The 15,451-nt window shown below is 70.6% G+C and carries 15 protein-coding genes and 2 pseudogenes; 7 read left to right on the top strand and 10 right to left on the bottom strand.

The features are described from left to right. Positions 1-9: 9 nt before the first annotated feature. From ACWC09_RS41520 to ACWC09_RS41510, 3 genes are all read right to left on the bottom strand, one after another. The gene (locus ACWC09_RS41520; protein ID WP_450856231.1) at positions 10-1,032 is read right to left on the bottom strand and encodes a hypothetical protein; all 1,023 of its coding nucleotides are present in this window, start codon (positions 1,030-1,032) and stop codon (positions 10-12) included. A gap of 126 nt (positions 1,033-1,158) precedes the next feature. After that, positions 1,159-2,250, bottom strand: coding sequence for a branched-chain amino acid aminotransferase (locus tag ACWC09_RS41515; protein WP_450856230.1), 1,092 nt, complete (start codon positions 2,248-2,250; stop codon positions 1,159-1,161). A gap of 284 nt (positions 2,251-2,534) precedes the next feature. Then, positions 2,535-3,578 carry a 3-isopropylmalate dehydrogenase gene (locus ACWC09_RS41510; RefSeq protein ID WP_450856229.1) on the bottom strand — a complete coding sequence of 348 codons (1,044 nt, stop codon included), beginning with the start codon at positions 3,576-3,578 and terminating at the stop codon, positions 2,535-2,537. Between the two features lie 142 nt (positions 3,579-3,720). On the opposite strand from ACWC09_RS41510, the gene ACWC09_RS41505 reads away from it, so the two are divergent. Continuing rightward, the gene (locus tag ACWC09_RS41505) at positions 3,721-5,286 is read left to right on the top strand and encodes a purple acid phosphatase family protein (protein ID WP_450856228.1); all 1,566 of its coding nucleotides are present in this window, start codon (positions 3,721-3,723) and stop codon (positions 5,284-5,286) included. A 55-nt stretch (positions 5,287-5,341) separates the two neighbouring features. On the opposite strand, the gene ACWC09_RS41500 is transcribed toward ACWC09_RS41505, so the two are convergent. Both ACWC09_RS41500 and ACWC09_RS41495 read right to left on the bottom strand, forming a co-directional pair. Beyond that, on the bottom strand, positions 5,342-5,473 hold the full coding sequence (locus ACWC09_RS41500) for a hypothetical protein (RefSeq protein ID WP_107056436.1): 132 nt from the start codon (positions 5,471-5,473) through the stop codon (positions 5,342-5,344). A gap of 219 nt (positions 5,474-5,692) precedes the next feature. Next, positions 5,693-5,914, bottom strand: a pseudogene (locus ACWC09_RS41495) (LysR family transcriptional regulator); the annotation flags it as partial. Here ACWC09_RS41495 and ACWC09_RS41490 point away from each other — a divergent pair. Then, positions 5,880-6,331 (top strand): annotated as a pseudogene (locus ACWC09_RS41490) (NADP-dependent oxidoreductase); the annotation flags it as partial. The pseudogenes ACWC09_RS41495 and ACWC09_RS41490 overlap by 35 nt on opposite strands. A gap of 71 nt (positions 6,332-6,402) precedes the next feature. Continuing rightward, positions 6,403-6,609 (top strand): DUF5988 family protein, encoded by a 207-nt coding sequence (locus ACWC09_RS41485; RefSeq protein ID WP_450856227.1) that lies wholly within the window; start codon positions 6,403-6,405, stop codon positions 6,607-6,609. Here the strand turns inward: ACWC09_RS41485 and ACWC09_RS41480 are convergent. From ACWC09_RS41480 to ACWC09_RS41470, 3 genes are read right to left on the bottom strand one after another with little or no spacing between them, the layout of a single operon-like run. Continuing rightward, on the bottom strand, positions 6,606-7,484 hold the full coding sequence (locus tag ACWC09_RS41480; RefSeq protein WP_450856226.1) for an alpha/beta fold hydrolase: 879 nt from the start codon (positions 7,482-7,484) through the stop codon (positions 6,606-6,608). The two genes, ACWC09_RS41485 and ACWC09_RS41480, sit on opposite strands and share 4 nt — an antisense overlap. A 25-nt stretch (positions 7,485-7,509) precedes the next feature. Further along, on the bottom strand, positions 7,510-9,141 hold the full coding sequence (gene pruA, locus ACWC09_RS41475) for an L-glutamate gamma-semialdehyde dehydrogenase (protein ID WP_450856225.1): 1,632 nt from the start codon (positions 9,139-9,141) through the stop codon (positions 7,510-7,512). A gap of 39 nt (positions 9,142-9,180) precedes the next feature. Continuing rightward, the gene (locus ACWC09_RS41470) at positions 9,181-10,107 is read right to left on the bottom strand and encodes a proline dehydrogenase family protein (RefSeq protein WP_450856224.1); all 927 of its coding nucleotides are present in this window, start codon (positions 10,105-10,107) and stop codon (positions 9,181-9,183) included. A gap of 128 nt (positions 10,108-10,235) precedes the next feature. On the opposite strand from ACWC09_RS41470, the gene ACWC09_RS41465 reads away from it, so the two are divergent. Further along, positions 10,236-11,507, top strand: coding sequence for a PucR family transcriptional regulator (locus tag ACWC09_RS41465; RefSeq protein WP_450856223.1), 1,272 nt, complete (start codon positions 10,236-10,238; stop codon positions 11,505-11,507). Between the two features lie 76 nt (positions 11,508-11,583). Continuing rightward, positions 11,584-12,234 (top strand): HAD family hydrolase, encoded by a 651-nt coding sequence (locus ACWC09_RS41460; protein WP_450856222.1) that lies wholly within the window; start codon positions 11,584-11,586, stop codon positions 12,232-12,234. Positions 12,235-12,248: 14 nt separating this feature from the next. Here the strand turns inward: ACWC09_RS41460 and ACWC09_RS41455 are convergent, their stop codons facing one another. Further along, the gene (locus tag ACWC09_RS41455) at positions 12,249-12,662 is read right to left on the bottom strand and encodes a hypothetical protein (RefSeq protein ID WP_450856221.1); all 414 of its coding nucleotides are present in this window, start codon (positions 12,660-12,662) and stop codon (positions 12,249-12,251) included. Here ACWC09_RS41455 and ACWC09_RS41450 point away from each other — a divergent pair. Next, positions 12,661-12,882 (top strand): hypothetical protein, encoded by a 222-nt coding sequence (locus tag ACWC09_RS41450; protein ID WP_450856220.1) that lies wholly within the window; start codon positions 12,661-12,663, stop codon positions 12,880-12,882. The two genes, ACWC09_RS41455 and ACWC09_RS41450, sit on opposite strands and share 2 nt — an antisense overlap. On the opposite strand, the gene ACWC09_RS41445 is transcribed toward ACWC09_RS41450, so the two are convergent. Beyond that, positions 12,857-13,441, bottom strand: a complete 585-nt coding sequence (locus ACWC09_RS41445; protein WP_450856219.1) for a TetR/AcrR family transcriptional regulator — start codon at positions 13,439-13,441, stop codon at positions 12,857-12,859. The genes ACWC09_RS41450 and ACWC09_RS41445 overlap by 26 nt on opposite strands. Before the next feature lie 97 nt (positions 13,442-13,538). Here ACWC09_RS41445 and ACWC09_RS41440 point away from each other — a divergent pair, with 97 nt between their 5' ends. Further along, positions 13,539-15,077, top strand: coding sequence for an MFS transporter (locus tag ACWC09_RS41440; RefSeq protein ID WP_450856218.1), 1,539 nt, complete (start codon positions 13,539-13,541; stop codon positions 15,075-15,077). The last annotated feature ends 374 nt before the right edge of the window (positions 15,078-15,451 follow it).

The raw sequence follows: 15,451 nt of genomic DNA, 5'->3' as shown, positions 1-15,451 counted from the left end.
GAAGGCCCTCTATTCCGTGACCAGGACCGGCGGCCGCAACTCGACGAACGCGGTCGCCGACGCATCGTACTTCTCGGCGAAGTGGTGGATGAGCCGTCCGTGCAGGTCGGACTCGTCGTCCACGACGAGGACCTCGTGCGCCCCGGCGATGCCCAAGCCCTCGCTGAACGCGGACAGTTGGTCCAGGCGGTGACGGGCGAGATAGGTGACGAGGTCGGGGCCGGAGACGTACAGACAGTCGTCCACGAAGACGAACCGGCAGCTGAACTCCCGCCGCCCGTCGGCCGCGTCGACCAGGGTGACCGGCAGATGGGTGAACCGTTCCATCGGCTTGCCCTGCTGCCACAGCTCGTCGAACCGCTGCTCCACGAAGGTGCCGAGCGGCGAGCGCACCGCGACCTCCAGCTGGACGCCCTCGCCGGAGAGCCGTCCGACGGTGAGGAAGGAGACCAGGCAGCGCTCGTCCCAGCGGTAGAGCGTGACGCCGGGGGAGGTGGAGCACAGCCGGACTTCGAGGAGTTGGCGGGATGCCTCGTCCAGGCGTTGCGCGAACCGGTCCAGCGTGCGCAGGTTGCGGAGGATGTCCCGGCGGATGTCGTCGCTCCGCTCGCCCAGTTCGCGCCCGCGCAGGATGACCGCGAGGGAGTCGGGGTCGAGGAGCAGGATCTGGACCCGGGCGCCGTGCGCGGTGGCCGCCTTGACGCCGCGGAAGAGGCGTTCGGAGAACTGCGGGCCGAAGAGGTTGGAGAAGGTGTCGAGCACTTTGACGTTGGAGGTGGCGCCGTAGACCTGGGCGCTGAACCACTCGTAGTCGAGCCGTGTGTGCTCGCGCACCCGGCCCTCCTGGGCGCGGGAGATCAGCGGGCCGATCACGAAGACGGTGATGACCACGCCGACGAGGTCGGTGCCGAGGTTGAGGGCCAGGTTCGCGCCGTAGCTGTCCATGGCGCGGGCCCGCCACAGCAGGACCCCCGCGACGACGGCCAGCAGCACGAGCACAGTGAGGCTCTGCGGGCGCCTCGGACTGCGCAACGCCCGCAGCAGCCACCTCAGTCTCGGTATCGGCCCACCACTCACCCAGCGCCCCCTCCCCCGTGTGCCGCGGAAGAAGTGAATACCCGCACGAGGGAGGCGATACGCGTCGAACGAACTACCTGGCTACCGGCCGAGCCTGTGCATCCAGCCGTGCTTGTCCTCGGCCGTCCCCCGCTGGATGTCCAGCAGCGCCTGCCGCAGCTTCAGTGTGACCTCGCCCGGCTCGCCGGCCGACTGCCGCCACTCGCCGCTCGCGCGCTTGACCGTGCCGACCGGGGTGATCACGGCGGCCGTACCGCAGGCGAAGACCTCGGTGAGGGTGCCGTTCTCGGAGTCGCGCTGCCACTGGTCGACGGAGACGCGGCCCTCCTCGGCCGTGTAGCCGAGGTCGCGGGCGACCGCGAGCAGCGAGTCGCGGGTGACGCCCTCCAGGATGGAGCCCGTCAGCGACGGCGTGACGATCCGGTCGCCGTAGACGAAGTACAGGTTCATGCCGCCGAGTTCCTCGACCCACTTGCGCTCGACCGCGTCGAGGTAGCAGACCTGGGCGCAGCCCTCGGCGGCGGCCTCGGCCTGGGCGAGCAGGGAGGCGGCGTAGTTGCCGCCCGTCTTCGCGTCGCCCATGCCTCCCGGCACGGCGCGGACGTGGTCCTCGGAGACCCAGATGGAGACGGGCTTGACGCCGCCCGGGAAGTAGGCGCCGGCCGGGGAGGCGATGACCATGAAGAGGTACTCGTTGGCCGGTTTCACACCCAGGCCGACCTCGGTCGCGATCATGAACGGGCGGAGGTAGAGGGACTCCTCGCCGCCGTGCGCCGGGACCCAGCCCTCGTCCTGGTTCACCAGCGCGTCGCAGGCCTCGATGAACGTCTCGACCGGGAGCTCGGGCATGCCGAGGCGGCGGGCGGAGGACTGGAAGCGCAGGGCGTTCTTCTCAGGGCGGAAGGTGGCGACGGAGCCGTCGGGCTGGCGGTAGGCCTTCAGTCCCTCGAAGATCTCCTGCGCGTAGTGCAGGACCATGGTGGCCGGGTCGAGGGAGATCGGCGCGTAGGGAACGAGCTGGCCGTCGTGCCAGCCGCGGCCCTCGGTCCACTTGATGATCACCATGTGGTCGGTGAAGTGGCGGCCGAATCCGGGGTTCGCCAGGATCGCCGCGCGCTCCGCGTCGGAAAGTGGCGAGGCCGAGGGCTTGAGCTCGATCGTGGGCGTCGTCATGAGTGGTTGTCCTTCACCGGTTGTGTAGTGACGGGCCGCGCTCACGCCCCTTTACTGTCAGTGACCAGTGCTAGGACGTCCGAGCATTCCCTCATTCCGCGGCTCCGCGTTCGATTATCGCGCGCGCGGTGCCGGTGGGGGCACCGCCCAGGCGTTAAGCACTGGGGGAGAAAACGGCGTGAATGCGACCCAGGGGATGATGGTGGCACCCGGCGGGGGACAAACGAAAGCCGCCGGGTGCGATGTGACCCGGCGGCTTCGAAAGGTTTCGAGTGAGCGCGGGGTCAGCCGGCTACTCGTACGGCGAGCGCGTCGCCGATCTCGCTGGTGCTGCGGGCGGGCTTGCCGGTGCGCTCGCCGAGGTCGGCCGAGACGGCCTCCTCGATCCGGGCGGCCTCGGCCTCGTAGCCGAGGTGGCGCAGGAGCAGGGCGACGGACAGGACCGTGGCGGTGGGGTCGGCCTTGCCCTGGCCGGCGATGTCGGGCGCGGAACCGTGGACCGGCTCGAACATCGAGGGGAACTCGCCGGAGGGGTTGATGTTCCCGCTCGCGGCGACGCCGATGCCGCCGGAGACGGCCGCGGCGAGGTCGGTGATGATGTCGCCGAACAGGTTGTCGGTGACGATCACGTCGAACCGGCCCGGGTCGGTGACCAGGTAGATCGTCGCCGCGTCGACGTGGATGTAGTCGGTGGTGACCTCGGGGAACTCCTCGGCCACCTTGTTGAAGATGTTCGTCCACAGGTGGCCGGCGAAGGTCAGCACGTTGTTCTTGTGGACGAGGGTGAGCTTCTTGCGCGGACGGGCCTGGGCACGGGCGAAGGCGTCACGGACCACGCGCTCGACACCGAAGGCCGTGTTGACCGAGACCTCGGTGGCGACCTCGTGCGGGGTGCCCTTGCGGATGGTGCCGCCGTTGCCGGTGTACGGACCCTCGGTGCCCTCGCGGACCACGACGAAGTCGATCTCCGGCTCACCGGCGAGCGGGGTCGCCACACCCGGGAGCAGCTTCGACGGACGCAGGTTGACGTGGTGGTCGAAGGCGAAGCGGAGCTTGAGCAGGAAGCCGCGCTCCAGGACACCGGAGGGGACCGACGGGTCGCCGATGGCGCCGAGCAGAATGGCGTCGTGCTTCTTCAGCGCGTCGAGGTCGGCGTCGGTGAGGGTCTCACCGGTGTCGTGGTACCGCTTGGCGCCGAAGTCGTAGTCCTGGGTCTCCAGCTTCACATCCTGCGGAAGGACGGCGGAGAGGACCTTGAGACCTTCGGCCACGACCTCCTGGCCGATGCCGTCACCGGGGATCACTGCGAGATTGATGCTGCGAGACATGTCGGCACCCTACTCCTCGTCCCATGGGATGACACACCATGTCCGCGATACGGACTGGGTGACGACGGAGGGCGTCAACTGGTCGCCACCCGTTCACCCCTACGTATGGCGGCCGTTGGCCATCGCTGGGAAGTTCCCTTCCATGGACATTCCCGACTTCGGCATCCCGCCGCAGCTCGCGCGCCGGATGAGCATGGCCGAGCAGCACGAGTACCTGCGCACGAAGCTCATGCGGCGCCGCACGCTGGTGACGGCGGGCGCGGTGGCGGCGGGCGGCCTGCTGACCGGCTGCGGGGGCAACGGCTCGGCCTCGCAGGGCACGACCACCTCCTCGCCGTCGGCCTCCACGGTGCACGGCTCGGTCGTCTCCCCCTTCGGCCGCCATCTCGCCTTCGGCGCCGACCCGAAGACCCAGATGCGGGTGTCCTGGCAGGTGCCGCTCGCGGTGAAGAAGCCGTACGTGCGCATCGGCACCCGGCCCGACGACCTGAGCCGCAAGATCGAGGCCGAGGTCCGCGACCTGCACACGCCCGGCGTCACCGGTGTACGCCTCGCCCTGGACCAGTACTACCTGCACGCGGCCCTGGACGGTCTGCGCCCCGGCACGAGGTACTACTACGGCGTCGGCCACGAGGGCTTCGACCCGGCCTCCCCCGCCCACCGCGCGACGATCTCCACCCTCCGCACCGCACCGGCCACCCCCGAGAAGTTCGTCTTCACGGCCTTCGGCGACCAGGGCGTCAGCCAGGCGGCCGCCGCCAACGACCACGTCCTGCTGCGCCAGAAGCCCGCCTTCCACCTCCACGCCGGCGACATCTGCTACGCCGACACCAACGGCCAGGGCAAGAAGTCGGACGGCTACGACCCCTCGTACTGGGACCTGTTCCTCAAGCAGAACGAGTCGGTGGCGAAGACCGTCCCCTGGATGGTGACCACCGGCAACCACGACATGGAGGCCTGGTACTCGCCCGACGGCTACGGCGGCCAGCTGGCCCGCTGGTCCCTCCCGACGAGCGGCTTCGACGCCCGCCACGCCCCCGGGGTGTACGCCTTCACCTACGGCAACGTCGGCTTCGTCGCACTGGACGCCAACGACGTGTCGTACGAGATCCCCGCCAACCTCGGCTACACCGACGGCCGCCAGACGCAGTGGCTGGACAGGAAGCTCGCCGAACTGAGGGGCGCGAAGAACGTCGACTTCATCGTCGTCTTCTTCCACCACTGCGCCTACTCGACGTCCACGCACGCCTCCGACGGCGGGGTGCGGGCGGCGTGGCTGCCGCTCTTCGCCAAGCACCAGGTGGACCTGGTGATCAACGGCCACAACCACGTCTACGAGCGCACGGACGCGATCAGGAAGGGCGGGGTCGGCCGCGCGGTCCCCATCGGGGCGTCGACCGACCCGACCAAGGACGGGATCGTCTACGTCACGGCGGGCGGCGGCGGCCGTGATCTGTACGGCTTCCCGTCAGGCGTGAAGGAGAGCTACGAGGGCCATGTGACGCGCCACGACGCCGTGCACGGTTTCTCGTGGGCGCAGGGGCAGTCCGCCGCGAAGGAGACGGTGGAGTGGTCGCGGGTGCGCTACCGCGGCTTCTCGTTCCTGTCGGTGGAGGCCGTCGGCGGCACACGGCCGGCCCTCAAGGTGTCGGCACTGGCGCAGAGCGGTGAGCGCATCGACCATTTCGAGGTGCGGCGCGGGGCGTGAGCCCGCGCCGCACCCCGTGCGGGTGCGGCTCCCGGCTTCTTGAGTGATGCCCGGCTCAGTGGCCGGTCGAACCGCCGTTGTCCCTGCGATCCAGGGCGCGCTGGAGGGCGGCTGCGGCGTTCTTGCGGTCGGACTCGCTCGTGCGGGAGATGTGACGGACTCGGCGGCGTGCGGTCGTCTCGGCCATGGGAAATCGACTCCTTCGAAATCCGGGAGTGCGGAAAGGGGGTACGAGACGCCGGAAGGGGCGGGGAGCGGTGCCGCAGGGGTTGCCTGCACGGGGCACGCTCACGACCGCCATTCGCTTGGTCGAGCGAGACGTTCGGCTCCTACAAAAGTAAGGGAGCGCCCCCGGTCTGTCTCCACAAATACTCGGACTTCCTACTATCTGAGACGGTGGATTGGGTCACACCGCCCTGAGCTGGCCTTTCGCCTGAGCCCGTGTCTCCCGCCGCTCCCGTACGAGCGCCCGAACGGCCGCGGTGGCGGCGAGTTCCGGTGTGGTGACGTACCCGACCCGCCGGGTGGGCCGCCCCGGACCGAGATCGGTGATCTCTGTTGCGAGCGGTGCTCCGGTCAGGGAGAGGGCGGGCATGATCGCCATTCCGAGACCACTGCTCACCCCCGACCACTTCCGCTTCTTCGAGTCACCGGTCCCGGCCCTGCTGCCCGGCACGGCGCTGGTCGAGAACCTCTACTGGTCCGTGGACCCCTACCATCGCGAAATGATCGACGGGGACTTCGAGTTGAACGCCCCGCTGGAGGGCCGCACGCTCGGCCGGATCGTCGCCTCGCGCGAACCCTCGCTGCCCGAGGGCGAGATCGTCCTCCAGCGTCGGGGCTGGCGGACGCACACGGTGGTGACGCCGGCCGAGGTGAGACGGCTGCCGCACCACGAAGGCGTGCTATCGGCAGCGCGGGCTCCTCGGAGAAGGTCCGGTACCTCACCGAACGGGGGCGCTACGACGAGGCCTTCGACTACCACACGGGCGCGGTCGCCGACCTCCTCGCGAAGGCCGCCCCGTCCGGCATCGACGTCTTCGTCGGCGGGAAGATCCTGGTGCGCGAGGAGTAATGTCTTTTGTGCCGGAATCCAACCGAGGGAAGGGTGAGGTCATGCCCGACACGGTCAAGGCACTTCTCGAGGGCGGCCCGCAGGATCTGCCCGCACGGATCGTCCCGGTCGACACCTCCGGACCGGACCTGAAGATCGAGCTCCGGAACGGCTATGAGCACTTCAGGGCGACCTCGCGCCAGGCGAACACCGCGGAGGGCAGCCTCCCGGTGTACGAGTGGTGGGAGCGGACGGAGATGCCCGGCTAGCCCAGCGCCGACGCGACCGCCTCCCAGAAGCCCTTCGGGTCGTCCGTCCACACCATGTGCCCCGCGTCCGGCAGGGTCACCCGCCGGACTCGGGGCAGGGCGCGTTCCAGGGAGTCCACGGCGGAGCGCGGGCGGATGTCCTGGGCTCCGTCGAGGATCAGGACCGGCACGTCGAGGGCCTGGCAGGCGTCGTACAGCTCGGGTGTGCCGCAGGTGCGCCTGCGTTCCTCCTCAAGGGCCCCGCTGCACTCGTGGTTGATGCCGAACCACGGGTCCGCCATCCACTCGGCCCGCTCCTGCGCCCGCTCGCGCTCCTCCAGCTCGGCCGACCACTGGAGCACCGCCCACTCCCGGTCGTCCCCCTCGGATCGCACGGGCTGTTCCGCCAACTCCTGCCAGCGGGCGAGGCGTTCGGGTCGCCCGCCGAGCCGGGCGAGGAGGTTGGCCACAAAGGCCGGGTGCCAGTCGGAGTCCGGGCCGACACCCGTGCCGGCCACATACATCAGGCCGCTCACCCGCTCGGGATGGGCCAGCGCGTACCTCAACGCGAGATACGCGCCCCACGAGTGGCCCAGCAGCCGTATCCGCTGCAGCCCGAAGTGCCGTCGTACGGCGTCGAGATCGGCGACGAAGCGGTCGATCGTCCACGGCCCGGTGACCTCCCGCTCCGAGCGACCGCAGCCTCGCTGGTCCCAGCGCACGACCGGGGTCAGGTCGGCCAGCCGCTCGGCCACGTCCTCGAAGTAGTCCCAGAGGCCGGGCCCGCCGTGACACAGCGCCAGGGGTTCGCCCTCCCCCGACCGCGCGGCCCACAGACGTACGCCGTCGTCGGCCACCACGGTCGGGGTCTCGTTCTCCCTCTCCGTCCCCGTCATGGGGGCAGTCTGCCCTGATGACGGGTCAGCCCATGTGCGGGTACGCGTAGTCGGTCGGCGCGACCAGCGTCTCCTTGATGGCGCGGGTCAGGGTCCAGCGCAGCAGGTTCTGCGGGGCGCCGGCCTTGTCGTTGGTGCCGGAGGCGCGGCCGCCGCCGAAGGGCTGCTGGCCAACGACGGCGCCGGTGGACTTGTCGTTGATGTAGAAGTTGCCGGCCGCGTAGCGCAGCTTCTCCATCGTGTACGCCGCCGCCGCACGGTCGCCCGAGACGACCGAGCCCGTCAGCGCGTAGTCGGAGACGGACTCCATCTGGGTCAGCATCTCGTCGTACTTGTCGTCCTCGTAGACGTGCACGGCGAGGAACGGGCCGAAGTACTCGGTGCGGAAGACCTCGTTCTCCGGGTCGCCGCACTCGACGACGGTCGGGCGGACGAAGTAGCCCACCGAGTCGTCGTAGCTGCCGCCCGCGACGATCGTGCAGGTCGGGTCGGACTTCGCGCGGTCGATCGCGGACTTGTTCTTGGCGAAGGCGCGCTCGTCGATGACGGCGCCGATGAAGTTGGCGAGGTCGGTGACGTCACCCATGGTCAGATGGTCGACCTCCGCCGCGAACTCCTCCTTGAAACCGGAGTTCCAGATGGACGCCGGGATGTAGGCGCGGGAGGTCGCGCTGCACTTCTGGCCCTGGTACTCGAAGGCACCGCGGGTGAGCGCCGTCTTGAGGACCGCGCGGTCGGCGCTCGGGTGGGCGACCAGGAAGTCCTTGCCGCCGGTCTCGCCGACCAGACGCGGGTAGGAGCGGTACTTCTCGATGTTGTTGCCGACCGTCTTCCACAGGTACTGGAAGGTCTTGGTGGAGCCGGTGAAGTGGATCCCGGCGAGGTCGCGGTGTTCCAGGGCGACCGCGGAGACCTCGATGCCGTCGCCGGTGACGAGGTTGATGACGCCCTTGGGGAGTCCGGCCTCCTCCAGCAGCCGCATGAGGAGAACGGCCGCGTGGGTCTGGGTGGGGGACGGCTTCCAGACCACCACATTGCCCATGAGAGCCGGAGCCGTCGGCAGATTGCCCGCGATCGCGCTGAAGTTGAAGGGCGTGATCGCGTAGACGAAGCCCTCCAGCGGGCGGTGGTCGAGGCGGTTCCAGACGCCCGGGGAGTTGGCGGGGGGCTGCTCGGCGAGGATCTGGCGGGCGTAGTGGACGTTGAAGCGCCAGAAGTCGATGAGCTCGCAGGGGGTGTCGATCTCGGCCTGCTGGGCGGTCTTGGACTGGCCGAGCATGGTGGAGGCGGCGATGGTCTCGCGCCAGGGGCCGGAGAGGAGTTCGGCGGCGCGCAGGATGATCGCGGCACGGTCGTCGAAGGCCATCGCGCGCCAGGCGGGCGCGGCGGCGAGGGCCGCGTCGATGGCGTCCTGCGCGTCCTGCCGGGTCGCGTGCCGGCCGGTACCGAGGACGGCCTTGTGGTTGTGCGGCTGGACCACCTGGAAGGGCTCGCCGCCGCCCAGCCGCTTCTCGCCGCCGATGGTCATCGGCAGGTCGACCGGGTTCTCGGCCAGCTCCTTGAGCCTGGCCTCAAGGCGGGCGCGCTCGGGCGTGCCGGGGGCGTAGCCGTGCACCGGCTCGTTGACGGGGGTGGGGACCTGGGTCACAGCGTCCATGGGTTCCGTAACTCCTTGAACTTGAGCGGGTGTTCGGGCTCAGCCCTTGCTGATCATCGAGCGTGCGAAGAACCGCAGGTTCGCCGGCTTCTCCGCGAGCCTGCGCATGAAGTAGCCGTACCAGTCGGTGCCGTAGGCGGTGTAGACGCGCATGCGGTGGCCTTCCGCGGCGAGGCGCAGATGCTCGTCGCTCCGGATGCCGTAGAGCATCTGGAACTCGTACTCGTCGGGCTTGCGGCCGGCGCGATGGGCGAGTTCCTGGGCGATGGAGATGAGCCGGGGGTCGTGGGAGCCGATCATCGGGTACCCCTCGCCCTCCATGAGGATCTTCAGGATCCGTACGTACGCCTTGTCGATCTCGTGCTTCTGCTGGTACGCGACCTCGGCGGGCTCCTTGTAGGCGCCCTTCACCAGCCGCACCCGGCTGCCGGCCGCGGCGAGCCGGCTTGCGTCGGCCTCGGTGCGGAAGAGGTAGGCCTGGATGACACAGCCGGTCTGCGGGAAGTCCTTCCGCAGCTCCTCGTGGATGGCGAACATCGAGTCGAGGGTGGTGTGGTCCTCGGCGTCGAGGGTGACGGTCGTGCCGATGGCGGCGGCCGCCTCGACGACGGGCCGGATGTTGGCGAGAGCGAGCTCGTGGCCGCCTTCGAGCGCCTGGCCGAACATGGACAGCTTGACGGACATCTCGGCCCTGGTACCCAGCTCCAGCTCCTTCAGCCGGTCGATGAGCGCCAGGTACGCGTCCCGGGCGGCGGCGGCCTGCGCCGGCCGGGTGATGTCCTCGCCGACCACATCCATGGTCAGCTCCAGGCCCCGCCCGGTGAGCTCCTGGACGATCGGCACGATGTCGTCGACCGTCTCGCCCGGGATGAAGCGTTCGACGACCTGCTTGGTCACCGGGGCCGCCGAGATCAGACGTCGCATCCGGTCGCTGCGCGACGCGGCAAGAATCACGGGACCCAGCACGGGGCACCTCCACAGACCAGCAGATAGAACCACCGTGAAACCTAAGGATCCCTCCGATCGTCAGCCATCGACAGCTGTCACGCATCCGTGCCGCAGATCTCAGACAGATGTATGAAGGGCCGGTGATTATGCGGGAGAATGCCCGAGTGACACCCGACAACAGAGGTGACTACCAGGAATTGGTCGACGAGATCTCGGAGCTCCTCGGCGCCCCCGCGACGCTGGAGAACCGCGACTTCGAGCTGATCGCCTTCGGGGCCTACGACAGCGAGGGCGACCTCGACGCGTCGGCGCTGGACCCGGTGCGCACCCGCTCGATCCTGACCCGGCGCTCGACGGCGGCGGTCCGGACCTGGTTCGAGGGCTTCGGCATCACGCGGGCGACGGGCCCGGTGCGCATTCCGCCGACTCCGGAGGCGGGGGTGTACCGGGGGCGGATCTGTCTCCCCGTACGGCATCGGGGCGTCGTCCTGGGTTACGTCTGGCTGCTGGACTCCGACCCCGGGCCGACCGAGCGGCAGCTGGCAGCGGCCATGGAGGTGACGCTCCGCATCGGCGCGCTGCTCGCGGACGAGGCCCAGCACGGGGCGGACCTGAGCCGGGAACTGCGGGCCGTGCTGGTCGCCGAGCGGGACTGGCGGCGGGACATGGCGGTGGCCGAACTCCGCACGGCCCTCGGCTCCCGCGCGGACGGTCTGCACACGGTGGTGTGCGTGGCCCCCTGGCCCTCGGCGGACCCGGACGACGCGCCTTCGGTGCGGACGGTGCCGGGGGCGACGGCGCTGTGCACGGTGCCGTGGGGAGCGGCGGGCCAGTGTCTGGCGCTGCTGGTGCGGCTGAGGTCGGCGGATGCGCTGACGCCGGCCACCGCGGCGGCGGGGCGGCTGCTGGAGCGGGCGGGGCTGTCGGACGGGGGCGGGGTGGGGGCACCTCGGGGCGGCGGGCCCCGGTCGGGCGCGGCCGGTACCGCGTCGGGCTCCGGTACCGGATCGGCCGCCGCCGGCGTCGCCTCGGCGCGGGCCGGGTTGGCCGAGCTGGGGGCCGCCTGGCAGGAGGCGGCGGCGGCGGCGCGGGCCGCGCTCGCCGAGCCGCGGTTCGGGCCGGTCGCCGAGTGGGCCCGGATCGGCCCGTACCGACTGCTGACCTCGCTGTCCCCGGACGCGGTGCGCGACCCCTCCGTACACACCCTGCTCTCCCCCGCCCACCACGAACTCGCCCGCACCGCCGAGGTGTACCTCGACCGCGCGGGCCAGGCCGGCCGCACGGCGGCGGAGTTGGGCATCCACCGCCAGACGCTGTACTACCGCCTGTCCCGGGTGGAGCAGCTGACCGGCCTCGACCTGGACGACGGGGAGGACCGGCTGCTGCTGCACATGGCGTTGAAGGGGGCTCGCCTGTAGGCCTCGCGTCCGGCGGCGTCGTCGCGGGAGCCCCGCGGTCGGCCTTCGGCAACCGACGATCGGGGAACCTACCGGTATGGCCCTTCTGCTGATCGACCTCGACAACACCCTCGTGGACCGGGACGCGGCCTTCCGTACGGCCGCGGCCTCCTTCCTGGCCGACCACGCGCTGCCCGCCGCGGACCTCGCCTGGCTGACGGCCCTCGACGCGAGCGGCCACGCACCCCGCCTGGAGGTGGGCCGGGCCATGCTGCAGCGGTACGCGAGCGCCGTTCCCGAGGCGGCGGTCCAGGATCTGCTCGATCACGGGGCGGCCGCTCACGTCACCCTGGCCGAGGCCACCCGCCACGCCCTCGCCGAGACCGCCGCGGCCGACTGGACCTGCGTCATCGTCACCAACGGCCGGGTCGCCCAGCAGGAGACGAAGATCCGGCGCACCGGACTGGACCGGCTCGTCCGTGGCTGGGTGGTCTCCGAGGCACTGGGCTGCAAGAAGCCCGCGCCGGAGATCTTCCGGGCGGCGGCGGACACGGTCGGGGCCTCGCTCGACGGCGCCTGGGTGATCGGCGATTCGGCGCATGCCGACATCCAGGGTGCGGTGGGTGTCGGGGCACGGAGTGTCTGGGTGTCGGGCGATCGGCCATGGCCCGACGTGCCGTACCGGCCCACCCATGTCACCCCGGACACCGCCGCCGCGATCCGTCACGTGACCGCCGCCCCGCGCTGATCCGGCGCCGGGCGCTACCCCTCCTCCCCCACGGCCGCCCCCTGCTCCCCGTCGAGCAGATCCGCCACCGCCGCGACGCCCTCCGTGATCGCCCGCTCCGTCACATTGCCGAATCCCAGGACGAGTTGGGGCGGAGCCGTGGCGCCCGAGGTACGGCACGCGCTCATGCCGTACAGGCCGACCCCGCGGTGGCGGGCCCCGGTCACGACCGCCTCCTCGTCCGCCCCCGACGGCAGATGCGCCACCGCGTGGAACCCGGCCGCGAGCCCCGACAGCCGCACCGCCGGGGCGTGTTGGGCGAGGGACGCGACGAGGGCGGTGCGGCGGGCCGCGCTCGCGGCCACCGGGAGCCCGGCCGCCGTCCTCACCGGCACCGCCCTCTTCGGGGCCGGCTTCGGCGTCGCCCAGAACTCCACCCTCGCGCTCATGTACACCCACGTCTCCCCCGCCTCGTACGGCACGGTCAGCGCGCTGTGGAACCTCGCCTACGACGGCGGAATGGGCGTCGGCGCGGCCGGCTTCGGCGTCCTCGCGGGGCTGACCGGCTATCCGTGGGCCTTCGCGTTGACGGGGGTGCTGATGCTGACCGCGCTGGTCCCGGCGCTGCGGGACCGCGGCCGGCTCAGGCGTTCTCGACGCCCGCGATGACGCGGCGCAGGCCCTCCGTCAGCTGTTCGGCGCCGGTCGCCGTGTCCGGGTTGAAGACCCACTGCACCATGAGCCCCTGGAGGAGGGTCTGGTAGAAGCGGCCCTCGGTCTCGGCGGCCTCCTTGCTCTGCTCGTCCTCCGGAATGCCGTTGAACAGGGGCAGGAGCCCCGTCCGCCCCTGCTCCTCCGCCTCGACGAGCATCCGGCGCACCTCCGGCATCCGGTCGCCCTGGACGATCAGCTCGAAGCTCAGCAGCCAGATCGCGCGCGCTTCACCCACGGCGCCGACGATGTTCTCCCACACCTCCTGGAAGCGCTCCAGCGACCCGGGAGGCGTCGCCATCGCACCCTCCCCGCCGGGCTCGAACCGGTGACCGGTGGCCTCGACCAACGAGACATACGCCTGCGCCAGCAGCGCGTCCTTCGACCCGTAGTGATATCCGATCGAGGCGAGGTTCGTCCCCGACTCCTTGACGATGTCCCGCGCGGTCGTCCGCAGGAACCCCTTCTCCAGCAGGCAGCGCTTGGCGCCCTCGAGCAGATCCTCACGGTGTCCCATGCCACCACCGTACCCCCGCATCCATACAACCGTCCTAGACGAGCGATTTATACATGCGTCATAGACAAGCGTTTAAGACGCGCGTACATTCCTCGGCATGACGAACTCGACGAACCGAACGGACCCGCCGAGCACCACCACAACCCCGGCCGGCCCCCGCGCCGGCCGCCGCGAATGGACCGCACTGGGCGTGCTGATGCTCCCGTTGCTGCTGGTCTCGATGGACGTCTCGGTCCTCTACTTCGCGATCCCGGCGATCAGCGCGGACCTGGAACCGAGCGGCACCCAGCAGCTGTGGATCTTCGACATCTACGCCTTCGTCCTGGCCGGCCTGCTGATGACGATGGGCTCGCTCGGCGACCGCATAGGCCGCCGCAAGCTCCTGCTCGTCGGCGCCGCCGCCTTCGGCACCGCGTCCCTGATCGCGGCCTACGCGGACAGCGCCGAGACCCTGATCGTGGCCCGCGCGGCCCTCGGCATCGGCGGCGCGACCCTGATGCCGTCGACGATGGCGCTGATCCGCACGATGTTCACCGACCCCGCCCAGCGCGCGAAGGCGATCGGCATGTGGTCCGGCGTGATGACGGCCGGCATCGCCCTCGGCTCGGTCATGAGCGGTGTCCTGGTCCAGTACTTCTGGTGGGGCTCGGTCTTCCTGGTCAACCTGCCCGCGATGGCGCTGCTGCTGGTCCTGGGCCCGTTCCTGCTGCCGGAGTCACGCGACCCCCACCCCGGCCGCTTCGACTGGCCGAGCGTCCCGCTGTCGATGGCGGCGGTCCTCCCCGTGATCTACGGCCTGAAGGAGATCCCGTCCGAGGGCTGGCACGCGCAGTACGTCGTCTCCATCACCATCGGCCTGCTCTTCGCCGCTCTCTTCGTCCACCGCCAGCGCACGGCCGCGAACCCGATGATCGATCCGGCTCTGTTCCGTGGCCGGGGCTTCGCCCCCTCCGTCGCCCTCAACCTGGTCGCCGCCTTCGGCATGATGGGCTCGGCGTTCTTCACCACGCAGTACCTGCAGTCGGTGCTCGACAAGAGCGCGCTGGAGGCGGCCCTGTGGGCGCTGCTCCCCTCGGTGCCGATCGGCATGACGGCCCCCCTGGCGACGGCCCTGGTCCAGAAGGGAGTGAACCGCGCCTACGTCGTCACCGCCGGCTTCGTCATCGGGGCCGCCGGATACGCCCTCCTGGCCTTCGCCGGCACGGACTCCCTCGTGCTCGTCCTCATCGCCTGCGGCGTCCTCGCCTCCGGCATCGTCATGGTCATCTCCCAGATCACCGACCTCGCGATGGGCAGCGCTCCCGTGGAGCGTGCGGGCTCGGCGGCGTCCCTGATGGAGACCGCCGCGGAGTTCGGCGGGGCGCTGGGCATGGCGATCCTCGGCTCGATCGGTACGGCGATCTACCGCCACGACATTCCGAACTCGGCCCCGGCTCCGGCCCACGAGACCCTGGGCGGCGCGCTGGCGATCGCAGGCCGGCTGCCGGGGCGCGCGGGAGACGCCCTGGCGACGGCGGCCCGGGAGGCGTTCACCAGCGGGATGCAGGGAGCGGCGATCGCGGGGGCGGTACTGCTGGCGGGAGCGGCGGTGCCGGCGGCGCGGGCGCTGCGGGGCATCCGGGTCGGCGACAAGTAACCGGACATGCGAACGCCGGATGGGCTGAGACTCTCAGCCCATCCGGCGTTCGGCGACAAGACCGGTCCAGCCACTTCCAGCCCGTCCGACGCTCAGCAACAAGACCGGTCCAGCCACTTCCAGCCCGCCCGACGCTCAGCAACAAGACCGGTCCAGCCACTTCCAGCCCGTCCAACGCTCAGCAACAAGACCAGTCCAGCCACTTCCAGCCCGTCCAACGCTCAGCAACAAGACCAGTCCAGCCACTTCCAGCCCGTCCGACGCTCAGCAACAAGACCGGTCCAGCCACTTCCAGCCCGTCCGGCGTTTGAGGACGAGGCCGTTCAGGCCGAAGCGGGGGCCTGGGCTCGATCTGCTCGGTGGTGAGGGGCTCG

It is taken from the genome of Streptomyces sp. NPDC001617 (assembly GCF_053596855.1).
This window is presented reverse-complemented; position numbering and strand designations above follow the sequence as displayed.

Excerpts from the sequence above, each read along its gene's own strand:
- ACWC09_RS41465 (WP_450856223.1), top strand. The coding sequence starts at position 10,236 with ATGCGGGAGAATGCCCGAGTGACACCCGACAACAGAGGTGACTACCAG.
- ACWC09_RS41460 (WP_450856222.1), top strand. The coding sequence starts at position 11,584 with ATGGCCCTTCTGCTGATCGACCTCGACAACACCCTCGTGGACCGGGAC.
- ACWC09_RS41455 (WP_450856221.1), bottom strand. The coding sequence starts at position 12,662 with ATGAGCGCGAGGGTGGAGTTCTGGGCGACGCCGAAGCCGGCCCCGAAG.
- ACWC09_RS41510 (WP_450856229.1), bottom strand. The coding sequence starts at position 3,578 with ATGTCTCGCAGCATCAATCTCGCAGTGATCCCCGGTGACGGCATCGGC.
- ACWC09_RS41515 (WP_450856230.1), bottom strand. The coding sequence starts at position 2,250 with ATGACGACGCCCACGATCGAGCTCAAGCCCTCGGCCTCGCCACTTTCC.
- ACWC09_RS41440 (WP_450856218.1), top strand. The coding sequence starts at position 13,539 with ATGACGAACTCGACGAACCGAACGGACCCGCCGAGCACCACCACAACC.
- ACWC09_RS41500 (WP_107056436.1), bottom strand. The coding sequence starts at position 5,473 with ATGGCCGAGACGACCGCACGCCGCCGAGTCCGTCACATCTCCCGCACG.
- ACWC09_RS41505 (WP_450856228.1), top strand. The coding sequence starts at position 3,721 with ATGGACATTCCCGACTTCGGCATCCCGCCGCAGCTCGCGCGCCGGATG.
- ACWC09_RS41480 (WP_450856226.1), bottom strand. The coding sequence starts at position 7,484 with ATGACGGGGACGGAGAGGGAGAACGAGACCCCGACCGTGGTGGCCGAC.
- ACWC09_RS41450 (WP_450856220.1), top strand. The coding sequence starts at position 12,661 with ATGTACACCCACGTCTCCCCCGCCTCGTACGGCACGGTCAGCGCGCTG.
- ACWC09_RS41445 (WP_450856219.1), bottom strand. The coding sequence starts at position 13,441 with ATGGGACACCGTGAGGATCTGCTCGAGGGCGCCAAGCGCTGCCTGCTG.
- pruA (WP_450856225.1), bottom strand. The coding sequence starts at position 9,141 with ATGGACGCTGTGACCCAGGTCCCCACCCCCGTCAACGAGCCGGTGCAC.
- ACWC09_RS41485 (WP_450856227.1), top strand. The coding sequence starts at position 6,403 with ATGCCCGACACGGTCAAGGCACTTCTCGAGGGCGGCCCGCAGGATCTG.